Source organism: Bacillus cereus, assembly GCF_007678085.1.
Taxonomy (GTDB): domain Bacteria; phylum Bacillota; class Bacilli; order Bacillales; family Bacillaceae_G; genus Bacillus_A; species Bacillus_A cereus_BE.
In genome coordinates this window covers 1,479,042-1,492,664 of sequence record NZ_VEDW01000001.1, presented here as the reverse complement: position 1 = coordinate 1,492,664, position 13,623 = coordinate 1,479,042, and the positions used below count along the sequence as shown (strand labels likewise).

Below are 13,623 nucleotides of genomic sequence, written 5' to 3'. Positions count from 1 at the left end.
TCTAGTCTGGAATAAACTAGATTAATATATATTATTTGGAAAATAAAGAGCGTATACAAATGTATAATCGGAGGAGTTGTTATGTCAAATAAAGTTCCTACTTCTTTTATCATTATTATAGGATTGATGCTGTTTGCATTGTTTTTTGGAGCAGGAAATTTAATTTTTCCACCTATGCTTGGTCAAATGGCTGGAAATAATGTATGGATAGCCAATGCAGGCTTTTTAGTTACTGGAGTTGGTTTACCATTGTTAGCAATAACAGCATTTGTTTTTTCAGGTGAAAGTGATTTGCAATCTTTAGCTAGTCGTGTACATCCGGTGTTTGGTATTGTATTTGCGATCGTTCTCTATCTAGCGATTGGTCCCTTTTATGCCATCCCTAGATCTGGAACTGTATCATTTGAAATTGGAATTAAACCGTTTTTATCAAATGATGCAGGTCCTGCTGCATTAACCGTATTTACAATCTTATTTTTCACAGTTACATGCTTATTATCCCTTAATCCTACAAAACTTGTTGATATAGTTGGAAAAATTTTGACTCCTATCAAATTGACTGTTATTGGGATGCTCGTAGTTGTTGCTTTTATTCACCCAATTGGAAGAATTCAGGCACCTAGTGAAGTGTATGCATCAGATGCATTTTTTAAAGGTTTTCAAGAAGGGTATTTAACATTAGATGCTCTTGGAGCTTTTGTTTTCGGAATTATTATTGTGAATGCAATTAGAGAAAAAGGGGCTACTACTAAAAAGCAGCTTATGGTTGTTTGTGTAAAAGCAACGACTATTGCTGCTACACTCTTAGCTCTTATCTATACTGCCCTTTCCTATATGGGCGCTTCTAGTGTAGAAAAACTAGGTCATTTAAATAATGGGGCTGAAGTTTTAGCAAAAGTTTCGGGCTATTACTTTGGTTCGTATGGTGCAATTTTCTTAGGTGTAATGATTATAGTAGCATGTTTAATCACAAGCGTAGGACTTATCACTGCTTGTTCTTCTTTTTTCCATAAATTATTTCCAAAGATTTCTTACAAAAAACTTGCTATTATTTTGTCTGTTTTCAGTACACTAGTTGCGAATATAGGGTTAACACAATTAATTAAGATTTCAATCCCTGTATTAATAACTATGTATCCAATTGCTATTACCTTAATATTTCTAACATTTTTACACTCTGTATTCAATGGTAGATTTGAAGTATATCAAGGGAGTTTGATATTGACATTTATTTTTAGTTCGTTAGATGGATTAAAAGCTGCTGGAATAGAAAGCGAAATAATCCATAATTTTTTTGAGCACTTTCTTCCTTTATATAGTGTAGGTTTAGGGTGGGGATTTCCGGCTATTATAGGCGGTGTATGTGGGTATGTTGTTAGTGTATTACGGAAGAAAAATACCTTAAGTTCTAGTGAAACTCAATTAAATAAATAAATTATTTTTGTTTATCATACCATTATCGGGCATACAAAACTAATTATCTCTTTGAAATGAAAAAATCTTTTATTTATATCTTTGGAGGTAAATTGAATTAGCTATAACACATTATAGCTGATGTTTGTTGAACAGTGGAGGAAAGAAAAAAATAGAATGTTTCAAATTTATTTAACGTAAAAGAAATATTATAAGACTATGTAATAACTAAGTAAATTTATATACAACAATAATGAGAAGAGCAAACCTTATTTTAAAGGGGATACAGAGAATATGAGTAAGTTATTAAAAAAGAAATCCGTTACACAATTGTTGGAGCATAATCAAAGTAAGGCCTTAACGAAAACATTAGGGGCATTTGATTTAATTATGTTAGGGGTAGGCTCGATAATTGGAACGGGGGTTCTTGTGTTAACTGGATTAGTAGCAGCAAGAGATGCTGGTCCAGCAGTTATTTTTTCATTTGTACTTGCAGCAATTATATGCGGATTTATAGCATTATGTTACGCAGAAATTGCTTCCACACTCCCGGCGTCTGGTAGTGTATATACGTACTCATATGCAACAATTGGTGAGTTTGTTGCTCATCTAGTAGGTTGGTCTTTACTGTTAATATATATTGTGGCAACAGCGGCTGTCGCTGCTGGATGGACAGGCTATTTCCACAATTTAATAAAAGGGTTTGGATTAGAGATACCTAAAGCTCTAGTAACGATTCCTTCGCATGGTGGTATTGTAAATCTACCGGCAGTAATTATTACATTAATATTAGCATGGATGTTATCCCGTGGTACGAGGGAAAGTAAACGAATCAATAATATAATGGTATTGATTAAAATTGGTATGATTTTATTGTTTATTACAGTTGGTATATTCTATGTAAAACCAACGAACTGGATACCAATTGCACCATACGGTTTAAGTGGAGTTTTTACGGGTGGAGCAGCTATTTTATTCGCCTTCACGGGTTTTGATATATTAGCAACTTCAGCAGAAGAAGTAAAAGATCCGAAACGTAATCTTCCCATCGGTATTATTGCATCATTAATCATATGTACAATTATTTATGTTATCGTATGCCTTGTTATGACAGGAATGGTTTCCTATAAAGAATTAAATGTTCCTGAGGCAATGGCTTATGTAATGGAAGTGGTAGGACAAGGGAAAGTCGCTGGTGCAATTGCTGCAGGTGCTGTAATTGGCCTTATGGCTGTTATTTTTTCCAATATGTATGCGGCAACACGAGTATTCTTTGCAATGAGTCGTGATGGATTGTTACCGAAATCATTTGCAAAAGTTAATAAGAAAACTGGAGCACCCACTTTTATAACTGGATTGGCAGGAATAGGGAGCTCTATAATAGCTGGGTTTATTGATTTGAAAGAATTGGTTAATTTAGTTAATATCGGTAGTTTGGTGACGTTTGCGTTAGTTTGTCTATCAGTTATTATTCTCCGTAAATCACACCCAAATTTAAAACGTGGATTTATGGTACCTTTTGTACCTGTATTACCAAGCGTTTCAATTGTTTGTTGTGTGTTTTTAATGCTAAATTTACCGTTAAGAACATGGATGTACTTTAGTATTTGGATTACTATTGGAGCAGTAATATATTTCTTTTATTCGATAAAACATAGTAATTTAAATGAGGAAACGATCTCGAAATTACATGATAAAATTGCGAGATAATAACGATAGAAAATTGTATTAATAATCATATTAATAGTTGAGTAACATAGAAATAGTTTTTTAACATTTAGCAAGAAATAAAATGAAAAATCCTAGGGCAGCTGAGTGCCTTTTTTAGAAACCTTGCCTGTTTTTCATGATTTAAAACTAATAAGGAGAGGAAAGTATGAGTGAATTGCATTTTATGAGTCTAGAAGAACTGGATAATGAATTGGAAAAAGATGACAGTGGTATTTATTTTATTAAAGATTATAATGACAATATTATTTATATAGGCAAGGCTTTTAGTATAAAAAGTAGAGTATTAGCTCATTTTAATAGTTATTCCAATATTAAGGAATATGTACATTTATTTAATAAAGTAGCGTATCTCATTGAAGATAGTTTGTTAAAACGCTCATTGTTACAAGTTACTTATATGATTAAATATAAACCAGTATTAAACAAAGAAGTCCAAAAAGAATTCCCAGAGTTATATACTCAATACATTAAGCAAACAAATAAAAAATCCATGTTGTTAGAAATTGATGAAGCTAAAGAAAAAAGGGATGAGTTAAAGAATAGATTAGTAAAATTAGTGGGTGGAAAAACTATGTTTTATGACATAATTTCTCTGTTAAACAATGGATATAACTATCATGTTCTCGCAAAAGTATTGAGCATAGAACTTCAAACTTTAATTATAATGAAAGAACACCGAAACAAATTTCCGATACCACATAATTATAAGAGGACAATAAAGCATCAAGATATAATGTATGCTTTATCTGGAAAAAAGAATTTAAGTACTTCAAGGTTAAACACTTAACTTTAAAGTAGTAAATTCGTTGCTTTTATTGTTATATTGAAATGCAATGTACATTTGTGTTTCAAATTTAATTGGTGGAATAAGGGGAGGGAAAGGGTTCCCATAAAAATACTAGAAGAAATTAGGTTACTCATGCATAAATAGGCACATGTTATTTATAAATATATTGGAAGTGCAATTATAAATATTCAAAGATACGAAAGTAATACAAATGAAATTCTTATTTCTGCTACTACAAGTACTATTGAGAAAATGAAGTATGAAATTGCTTTTGAACTAGGAGTCACACTGGGAACTGATACATCATCATCTGCAAATGGTTCGGATCGGTGGAGAGATTACAAAACGCTTAGTTCGAGTGACTGAAAAACAGTTAACAGGTCAATACAGATTACACTAAGAAAATAATCCGTATATATACGGATTATTTTTCCTTTAATTTACAAAAAAATAATTTTGAAATTGAAAAAACTTCTCAGATTCCTTTGTAATAATCTTTTGTAGGTGTGTTAATGACATAGGTATCGAAAGGGAATTAATTCAATACAAACGATGTATGATCCCTTAAAAGAGTTTTGGTGTTATTTGCAATTTTAATTCCATAATACTTAAGCCGATATAATAAAATGTTTTATGTCTAAATCGATATAAAGTAATAATTATTAAGTAATATTTCTTTTTTTATAGAATAAGTAAAAACTGATACTGTAGTAATTACTGTTTTGAGGTCAAGTTACTGTGCACTTTAATTATTGAAGTTTTTTTGTTGATTAACAACTATTGTATTTGGAAATTAATAATAAGTTTATCCCGCTATTTGTGGGCAGTAAGACCCTCACCTCAAAATTTAGCGGAAGCAAAGAAGTTAGGTGGGGGATCAACTGTCCGTAAAAGCCCGATTGGTGAGGGCTAATAATCAGTGGGGGATGAACAAAACCCCCACTGATTAAAGTTTCACTTTATGTGATGCGGTAATAAAACTATCTAGTTTGCTATTCTTAGTATTTGTAAAGTATATATATTTTTTCCTCTATTGTGGAAAGTAAAACTAATGTTGCGACCAATAATATAGTACCAATTAGATAAAACTAGTTGCCACTATATAGCCGATTTTTTGAATATTCCATTCGTTTTTTATTCTTATTTTTTGTTGATGAAAAGACCTTTCTCTCAATTAAATGTTTAATTGAGTACTTGAATTTCTTCCACCTTGTATTTTTCAAAGCATAGTGCTTCAAAAATAGCCTTATCACTTTCAGCTGTTTCCAATTTCATGACTTCGTTATTATCTTTTTTTAAAATTTGAAACGAAGTGGTTTTTCAGTTTCACATTTAAATTAGCAGTATTTATTTTTGGAATTCAATTTGTATAAGTGATTGAATTGGAACTTTGACTGTTGTTTCTTGCGGTGGTACAGTATCTCCTGTAACTTTCGCTGCATTTTAAATCTTTTTCCAGCTTGGTCCTCGCATTGACTACCACTGTATTTTGTAGTACTTCACTGTTTTCTCAAGTTCAATAATATATCTTGTAGAATTAAGAAAAGAACTTAGTGTATTTCCTTTACTTATCTACTCTGATATTTAGATGCTAACTACAATTAAATAATATATGATTTTTATAAAAAAGATATAGTAATATTTTGTTGTGAATTGTACTAATTTGATATTTTATAGTATTATTTGTCGTGAATTATATATAACAGAATATATTTTATGGATCTATAAAGGAGAATGTAATGAATACTTCCATCGATATACAACACTTGTGTGATCTTGCACATAAAGCATTTAATGCCCCTGTACATATTTTATCTGCAGACAGAAAAATTTTATATCATTCTACATCTGATAATGTTTGTAGTCCTTTTTATTCTTCTAAAGAAGAACATCTTACTGATATTTATCAAGAAAACGATCCCTTTAACTTGCCACTTTTCCGAAGTAACAACTATCTTGAAAATTTTGTTCTAATTCATATAGAAAATCATGATGATATTAAAGGGACTATTATAATTGGTCCTACTATACATCCAAAAGATTCAGATGATATGATCATAAAATTTCAGAAAGAATTTAAATCAAATGATAACATTCAAGAAAGACTTGCCTATTATCAGTGTTTATCTGAGATTAAAAAAACTACATTAATTGATATGGGAATTTTATTACATTACATGATTTTCAATGAAAAGTTAGATGTAGATATTGTCTTGGAAAAAAATAAAGTACTAGAGGAAATTCCTAATAAAATTGTGAAACCTGATTTATATATTTTAAAACGCCGACAAAACAAACCTAAAACGCACAATATGGCATTAGTAAATGATTTCTTTTCGACTATCAAAGAAGGAAATAAAAAAAAGTTAATACAGTATATGTATGCGGTTTCGCAAGAAGATGTTGAACTTATGCTAATAGAGGATCCGCTCAGGAATCAAAAAAACCTGGGAATTATTGCGATTACCTTAGCCACTCGATATGCAATAGAAGGAAATCTGCCACCAGATATTGCTTTTGCTCATAGTATTTTATATATACAAACCCTGGAACAATTAGATAGTGTAGAATCTGTAAAGCGTTTGTCAGGGGACGCTTTACGTACCTTTGCAGATCGTGTGAAAGAATACAATGCAAAAAAGTATTCTTACGCGGTTACTACATGTATAAAACACATTAATAAAAATGTTTACGATGGAATATCTCTGAATGAACTTGCTAATCATTTAGAAATTACGCCTACTTATCTGTCTAAACTATTTAAAAAAGAAATGGGAATCACTTTAAGCGAATATATTCAAAGGGAACGAGTGGAAGAAGCAAAAAAATTATTAACACTCACTACTTATTCATTATCAGATATCTGTGCTTGGCTTAACTTTAATGACCAAAGTTATTTTATAAGAGTTTTCAAAAAACACACTAGCATGACTCCTAGGCAGTACCGTGAAAAATATACAATAATATAAGCTTGTTATCTGCTGTCTCCAATGTAAAGACTTAAACATGGGTATAAGTATCCTAAAAAATAAAAATTCACTAACCATTATTTTGCTAAAGGAAACAAAAAGATAGAAGGCTGCAAAGTGTTTCAAGGAGGCTTTGCAGCTTTTTTGTAATTTAGAACCTACGTTTATAACGAAGATAAGTTTATAGATTAATATCTTCATATTAAATATATTTAATAACAATGATATTAGGATGTTTTGTAAAAAAATCAACAATATAACATATATTACTAAATATATCTACATTTTATGCAATTATACATAACTAAATAAAGGTAAAAAAGTATAAAAAGACCTATTATATTATTCTATAAGTATTTTTTCTAAAATAAAATTTCTTGGTTGAGCTAAAATAGTTATTTTTAACCGTATACACATTAATTTGTAATCATTCCAATTACAGAAATGAAATTTACGGATAACTATATTTATATAATTTTTTTTGGGACATATTTTTATTTAACAGTAAATTATCGAGCTTAATCGACAAAATTTTTCTATTTACGCATTAAAAATTTAATGTTTTAATGAACAACATAACTGGTATGACCAGACAGAAAGGAGAAGGTTACGCTAATAGGAATTATAGTGAAGTTGTAAGTAACATTATGTTGAAAATATTTTTCTGAATAGTCTTTCTGTTTACGAGAGGTCAACAATCAAATTGGTAATAAACGTGTTCTAAGTTTCTGCATAACAAAAGTGAAGTTATTCCGCAATAAAAGTATAAGCAATGTACAGTATAATTTCACCTTTTGTTGTCTAGTAAGGAGTTTGCTGACAAAACTAAGAGGAATATTATCAAATTGAAATTAAACAATGTTATGACAAGATTAACTGTAAGCATTGGTTTATTGATCCTCACGATTCTGTAAGTTAAACCGCAACTTTAGGAAAGAATTAATAATTTACTACTCATAGGGTGCCTGATTCAAATATAGTTAATAAATTTTTGTTATTTATATTTTAAAAAATAGAGTATCGAAATGAGAGATAAATAAAATTCTTACATCCTATTAGAAGTAAAAAACAACGATATTAACGTATCTGAAAGATTTCTCCTTCCTAACCAGTTTACAAAGAGAGAGGTCGTACAAGTTATATGAATTAAGTTATAAAAACAATGGTAAAGGAGTGTACGGAATGAAAACTAAAATAATGACAGGATTATTAGTCACATCCATTGTAACTGGAGCAACTATTCCTATCAATACTCTCGCAACACCAATCGTTCAAGCAGAAACTCAACAAGAAAGCATGGATATTTCTTCATCATTACGAAAATTAGGTGCGCAATCTAAATTAATCCAAACGTATATTGATCAATCTTTAATGAGTCCTAATGTACAGCTAGAGGAAGTCCCAGCTTTAAATACAAATCAATTCCTAATCAAACAAGATATGAAGGAATGGTCATCGGAACTCTATCCACAGTTAATTCTATTAAATTCAAAAAGTAAAGGATTTGTAACAAAATTTAATAGCTATTACCCGACATTAAAATCGTTTGTAGACAATAAAGAAGATAGAGAAGGGTTTTCGGATAGACTTGAAGTACTTCAAGAAATGGCTATGACGAATCAAGAAAATGCGCAACGACAAATCAATGAATTAACAGATCTTAAATTACAGCTTGATAAAAAATTAAAAGATTTTGATACTAATGTGGCAACTGCGCAAGGCATATTAGGTACAGATGGAACAGGAAAAATAGATCAGTTAAAAAATGAAATATTAAATACCAAAAAAGCAATTCAAAATGATTTACAACAAATTGCATTAATACCTGGAGCTTTAAATGAGCAGGGATTTGCTATATTCAAAGAAGTTTATAGTCTTTCAAAAGAAATTATTGAACCAGCTGCTCAAGCAGGGGTGGCAGCGTATAACAAAGGAAAAGAAATTAACAACTCTATTCTAGAAGCGGAGAAAAAAGCGGCGCAAGAAGCGACAGAACAAGGTAAAACTGCTCTAGAGATTGAATCAGCAAAAAAAGCAGCTCGTGAAGCAATTGAGAAAAGCAAACAAGGTGAAATAGCAGCCGCAGCCGCAGCAAAAACACAAGAGTATGACCTGATGAAAGCCATTGATACCGAAAAGATTAAGAAAACATTTGGCGTTTTTGCTGAAGTAAATAAATTAACAGCAGAACAGCGAGCATATTTAGATGATTTAGAGAAACAAAATCAAAAAATATATGATTTAACAACGAAATTATCAATAGCTGATTTACAAAAATCAATGCTTCTTCTTACACAAAATGATTTGCATACGTTTGCAAATCAAGTAGATGTAGAACTTGATCTACTAAAGCGCTATAAAGAAGATTTAAATCTAATAAAAAATAGCATTACAAAATTATCTACTAATGTTGATACAACTAACGAGCAGTCTCAAAAAGATACATTAAGACAATTAAAAAATGTAATAAGTTACCTTGAAGAACAAGTATATAAATTTTGATATTACGTTTTTGAGAATCCATAAAGATTATAACTATTTAGCGAAAGAAGGAGAATAGTCATGAAAAAATTTCCATTCAAAGTACTAACTTTAGCTACATTAGCCACTGTTATAACTGCTACTACTGGTAACACTATTCATGCATTTGCACAAGAAACAACCGCTCAAGAACAAAAAGTAGGCAATTATGCATTGGGCCCTGAAGGACTGAAGAAAGCATTGGCTGAAACAGGGTCTCATATTCTAGTAATGGATTTATACGCAAAAACAATGATTAAGCAGCCAAATGTAAATTTATCTAATATTGATTTAGGCCCAGAGGGGGGAGAGTTGCTCAAAAATATTCACCTTAATCAAGAGCTGTCACGAATCAATGCGAATTACTGGTTAGATACAGCGAAGCCACAGATTCAAAAAACTGCTCGTAATATTGTAAATTACGATGAACAATTTCAAAATTATTACGACACATTAGTAGAAACGGTACAAAAGAAAGATAAGGCAGGTCTAAAAGAGGGTATAAATGATTTAATTACTACAATCAATACAAATTCAAAAGAAGTTACAGATGTGATTAAGATGCTACAAGACTTCAAAGGGAAACTATATCAAAATTCTACAGATTTTAAAAATAATGTTGGTGGTCCAGATGGGAAAGGTGGATTAACTGCAATATTAGCAGGTCAACAGGCAACGATTCCACAACTTCAAGCTGAAATTGAGCAACTTCGTTCTACTCAGAAAAAACATTTTGATGATGTATTAGCATGGTCAATTGGTGGTGGATTGGGAGCAGCTATTTTAGTTATTGCAGCTATTGGAGGAGCGGTAGTTATTGTTGTAACTGGCGGTACAGCAACACCGGCTGTTGTTGGTGGACTCTCGGCTCTTGGTGCAGCTGGTATTGGTTTAGGAACAGCGGCTGGTGTCACAGCATCTAAGCATATGGACTCCTATAATGAAATTTCTAACAAAATCGGAGAATTAAGTATGAAAGCAGATCGTGCTAATCAAGCAGTTCTTTCGCTTACTAACGCGAAAGAAACATTGGCATATCTATATCAGACTGTAGATCAAGCGATATTGTCTCTAACAAATATTCAAAAGCAATGGAATACAATGGGCGCAAATTATACAGATTTACTGGATAATATCGATTCTATGCAAGACCACAAATTCTCTTTAATACCAGATGATTTAAAAGCCGCTAAAGAAAGTTGGAATGATATTCATAAAGATGCAGAATTCATTTCAAAAGATATTGCTTTTAAACAGGAGTAGAACTGAAATTTAGAACCTAAATTGGAGGAAAATGAAATGATAAAAAAAATCCCTTACAAATTACTCGCTGTATCGACGTTATTAACTATTACAACCGCTAATGTAGTTTCACCTGTAGCAACTTTTGCAAGTGAAATTGAACAAACGAACAATGGAGATACGGCTCTTTCTGCAAATGAAGCGAAGATGAAAGAAACTTTGCAAAAGGCTGGATTATTTGCAAAATCTATGAATGCCTATTCTTATATGTTAATTAAAAATCCTGATGTGAATTTTGAGGGAATTACTATTAATGGATATGTAGATTTACCTGGTAGAATCGTACAAGATCAAAAGAATGCAAGAGCACATGCTGTTACTTGGGATACGAAAGTGAAAAAACAGCTTTTAGATACATTGACTGGTATTGTTGAATATGATACGACGTTTGACAATTATTATGAAACAATGGTAGAGGCAATTAATACAGGGGATGGAGAAACTTTAAAAGAAGGGATTACAGATTTACGAGGTGAAATTCAACAAAATCAAAAGTATGCACAACAACTAATAGAAGAATTAACTAAATTAAGAGACTCTATTGGACACGATGTTAGAGCATTTGGAAGTAATAAAGAGCTCTTGCAGTCAATTTTAAAAAATCAAGGTGCAGATGTTGATGCCGATCAAAAGCGTCTAGAAGAAGTATTAGGATCAGTAAACTATTATAAACAATTAGAATCTGATGGGTTTAATGTAATGAAGGGCGCTATTTTGGGTCTACCAATAATTGGCGGTATTATAGTGGGAGTAGCAAGGGATAATTTAGGTAAGTTAGAGCCTTTATTAGCAGAATTACGTCAGACCGTGGATTATAAAGTAACCTTAAATCGTGTAGTTGGAGTTGCTTACAGTAATATTAATGAAATGCACAAGGCGCTTGATGATGCTATTAACGCTCTTACTTATATGTCCACGCAGTGGCATGATTTAGATTCTCAATATTCGGGCGTTCTAGGGCATATTGAGAATGCAGCTCAAAAAGCCGATCAAAATAAATTTAAATTCTTAAAACCTAATTTAAATGCAGCGAAAGACAGTTGGAAAACATTACGAACAGATGCTGTTACATTAAAAGAAGGAATAAAGGAGTTAAAAGTAGAAACTGTTACTCCACAAAAATAGGGAAATATTAATTCTGTTGTAAAGTGAACTAAAACATAGAAAGTCTATGATTACACTGCTAAACAGAAAAGTTATAATTAATAAATCCTTATATAACAGAAAGGCGGAGTCTCATTAAAGACTTCGCCTTTCAATTATATATAAGTATTATTCGAATAAAAAATAACCTTGTAGTTTAATTGCTTTTTAAAAATTTGCAACAGAATCGGTTAATTTGAAGCAGATTATATACATTTTCTTTAATACTTAATGATTTGAAGGCTGCTAAAGAAAGTTCAAACGATACTAATAAAAGATGTAGAACTCATTTTGAAAGACATCGCTTTTTAATAAGATTAGAACTTGAAACCATAGCCTATATAGGAGGAATACGAAAAGATGAAAAAAATCCCTAATAAACTACTCGCTGTATCAGCGTTTTTAACTATAACAACTACTTATGCAGTCATACCAATAGAAACTTTTGCAATTGAAATTGGACAAACGAACACTGAAAATATGTCTCTTTCAGCAAACGAAGAACAGATGAAAAAAGCTTTGCAAGATGCTGGTTTATTTGCGAAAGCTATGAATGAATATTCTTATTTGCTAATTCATAATCCAGATGTAAATTTTGAAGGAATAACTATTAATGGAAATGCAGATTTACCTAGTCAAATTGTACAAGATCAAAAGAATGCAAGAGCACATGCTGTTACATGGAATACACAAGTAAAAAAACAGCTTTTAGATACATTGACAGGCATTATAGATTACGATACAAAATTTGAAAATCATTATGAAACATTAGTAGAGGCGATCAATACTGGAAATGGAGATACTTTAAAAAAAGGGATTACAGATTTACAAGGAGGAATTCAACAAAATCAAAAGTCTGCAAAAGTATTAATAGAAGAATTAATTCAATTAAAAAATGCTATTGGAGAAGATGTTAGAACATTTGGAAGTCATAAAGAGACATTGCAATCGATTTTAAAAAACCAAGGTGCTGATGTGGAGGCTGACCAAAAGCGTCTAGAGGACCTTTTAGGACAAGTAAAATATCAGAAAGACATAGAATCTAAGGGATTAGACATGGTGAAAATCCCCTTTATTCCAACCTTGATTGCTGGTGGCATAATGATAGGTGATGCAAGAGGTAAGTTAGGTTGGCTAGAACCTGAATTAGCAAAATTGCGTCAGACTGTAGATTATAAAATAACATTGAATCGTGTAGTTGGAGTTGCATTTCATAATATTAGTGATATGCATAGTATGCTTGATAGTGCTATCACTGCTCTTACTTATATGTCTACGCAATGGGAGGATTTAGATTCTCAATATTCGGGTGTACTGGGACATATTGATAAAGCTGATCAAAAAGCTGATCAAAATAAGTATAAATTCTTAACCCCTAGCTTGAATGCAGCGAAAAACAGTTGGAAAACATTAAAAACAGATGTTGTCACTTTGCAAGAAGGGATAAAAATTGCAGAGAAAAAAGAACAGGATTTTTTGAATCAGTTTCGTCCAGCAAACGTTTTCTACTTCTATAAAAAAATTCATAACGCATACACTTTTGAAATAAAGACTGGAACAAATGCGCCAAATGCGTCTTATAAAGTTATGAATTTAACTAAAAACACTGTTCATAATATGTGGAGCGGAGGGGCTAATACTAACATGTGGGCTGATTGGCTTTCATTCAATCCAAATGATGAATTTGCGGTAGTAGCAGTAGTGGGTGGTAAAGAATATGTTGTGTATAAAGACAAAGTACAAAATATAATGAACTGA

At 31.4% G+C, this 13,623-nt stretch carries 9 protein-coding genes and 1 pseudogene; 9 read left to right on the top strand and 1 reads right to left on the bottom strand.

Translation table 11 applies throughout. The features are described 5' to 3' along the window. Positions 1-81: 81 nt before the first annotated feature. The 4 genes and pseudogenes from brnQ5 to FS742_RS07650 all read left to right on the top strand — a co-directional run bounded on the left by brnQ5 (position 82) and on the right by FS742_RS07650 (position 4,331). Positions 82-1,434 (top strand): branched-chain amino acid transport system II carrier protein BrnQ5, encoded by a 1,353-nt coding sequence (gene brnQ5 / locus FS742_RS07665; protein ID WP_071736090.1) that lies wholly within the window; start codon positions 82-84, stop codon positions 1,432-1,434. Positions 1,435-1,707: 273 nt separating this feature from the next. After that, entirely contained in the window at positions 1,708-3,123 is a 1,416-nt protein-coding gene (locus FS742_RS07660) for an amino acid permease (RefSeq protein ID WP_144611843.1), read from the top strand. A 166-nt stretch (positions 3,124-3,289) separates the two neighbouring features. After that, entirely contained in the window at positions 3,290-3,931 is a 642-nt protein-coding gene (locus tag FS742_RS07655) for a nucleotide excision repair endonuclease (protein ID WP_001292174.1), read from the top strand. Positions 3,932-4,111: 180 nt separating this feature from the next. After that, a pseudogene (locus FS742_RS07650) lies at positions 4,112-4,331 on the top strand (small, acid-soluble spore protein, alpha/beta type). Positions 4,332-5,113: 782 nt separating this feature from the next. On the opposite strand, the gene FS742_RS27955 reads toward FS742_RS07650, so the two are convergent. Then, entirely contained in the window at positions 5,114-5,233 is a 120-nt protein-coding gene (locus FS742_RS27955) for a peptidase (RefSeq protein WP_260869646.1), read from the bottom strand. A 437-nt stretch (positions 5,234-5,670) separates the two neighbouring features. Between FS742_RS27955 and FS742_RS07635 the strand changes: the two genes are divergently transcribed. From FS742_RS07635 to hblB, 5 genes are all read left to right on the top strand, one after another. Further along, positions 5,671-6,900 (top strand): helix-turn-helix domain-containing protein, encoded by a 1,230-nt coding sequence (locus FS742_RS07635; protein ID WP_144611841.1) that lies wholly within the window; start codon positions 5,671-5,673, stop codon positions 6,898-6,900. Between the two features lie 1,182 nt (positions 6,901-8,082). Further along, on the top strand, positions 8,083-9,402 hold the full coding sequence (hblC, locus tag FS742_RS07630) for a hemolytic enterotoxin HBL lytic component L2 (protein ID WP_144611840.1): 1,320 nt from the start codon (positions 8,083-8,085) through the stop codon (positions 9,400-9,402). A 60-nt stretch (positions 9,403-9,462) separates the two neighbouring features. Then, complete coding sequence (gene hblD / locus FS742_RS07625; RefSeq protein ID WP_120450433.1) at positions 9,463-10,683, top strand: hemolytic enterotoxin HBL lytic component L1; 1,221 nt, start codon at positions 9,463-9,465, stop codon at positions 10,681-10,683. Between the two features lie 36 nt (positions 10,684-10,719). After that, complete coding sequence (hblA, locus tag FS742_RS07620) at positions 10,720-11,847, top strand: hemolysin BL binding component B (protein WP_000591961.1); 1,128 nt, start codon at positions 10,720-10,722, stop codon at positions 11,845-11,847. Positions 11,848-12,225: 378 nt separating this feature from the next. Next, positions 12,226-13,623 (top strand): hemolysin BL regulatory component HblB, encoded by a 1,398-nt coding sequence (hblB, locus tag FS742_RS07615; RefSeq protein WP_144611839.1) that lies wholly within the window; start codon positions 12,226-12,228, stop codon positions 13,621-13,623.

Excerpts from the sequence above, each read along its gene's own strand:
- FS742_RS07635 (WP_144611841.1), top strand. The coding sequence starts at position 5,671 with ATGAATACTTCCATCGATATACAACACTTGTGTGATCTTGCACATAAA.
- brnQ5 (WP_071736090.1), top strand. The coding sequence starts at position 82 with ATGTCAAATAAAGTTCCTACTTCTTTTATCATTATTATAGGATTGATG.
- hblD (WP_120450433.1), top strand. The coding sequence starts at position 9,463 with ATGAAAAAATTTCCATTCAAAGTACTAACTTTAGCTACATTAGCCACT.
- FS742_RS07660 (WP_144611843.1), top strand. The coding sequence starts at position 1,708 with ATGAGTAAGTTATTAAAAAAGAAATCCGTTACACAATTGTTGGAGCAT.
- hblC (WP_144611840.1), top strand. The coding sequence starts at position 8,083 with ATGAAAACTAAAATAATGACAGGATTATTAGTCACATCCATTGTAACT.
- hblB (WP_144611839.1), top strand. The coding sequence starts at position 12,226 with ATGAAAAAAATCCCTAATAAACTACTCGCTGTATCAGCGTTTTTAACT.
- FS742_RS07655 (WP_001292174.1), top strand. The coding sequence starts at position 3,290 with ATGAGTGAATTGCATTTTATGAGTCTAGAAGAACTGGATAATGAATTG.
- hblA (WP_000591961.1), top strand. The coding sequence starts at position 10,720 with ATGATAAAAAAAATCCCTTACAAATTACTCGCTGTATCGACGTTATTA.